Below are 253 nucleotides of genomic sequence, written 5' to 3' on the forward strand. Positions count from 1 at the left end.
CGCCAAGCTGAAGCAGCGGGCCAAGACCGACTTCAGGGGTCGGCACTTCGAAGCGACCCTGATCGTACAGGCTGTCTCCTGGTACCTGCGCTACCCACTCAGCTACCGCGATATCGAGGAGCTGTTCGTAAGCGCTCGGTGACGGCTGCCTTGTGCGGATAGGGTCTGGGTCTGGATACAGGGGATGGCGCGGGATGGCGCTGTATCGGCCCTGTGTCTGGACCTATGACGAACGCTCCTCACATCGTGGTTG

1 pseudogene is annotated in these 253 nt (G+C 61.7%); it reads left to right on the plus strand.

From position 1 onward, the window contains the following. Positions 1-7: 7 nt before the first annotated feature. Positions 8-130: pseudogene (locus FV226_RS27805) on the plus strand (IS6 family transposase); the annotation flags it as partial. Between the last annotated feature and the right edge of the window lie 123 nt (positions 131-253).

Source organism: Methylobacterium sp. WL12, from assembly GCF_008039475.1.
GTDB classification, from domain to species: Bacteria; Pseudomonadota; Alphaproteobacteria; order Rhizobiales; family Beijerinckiaceae; genus Methylobacterium; species Methylobacterium cerastii.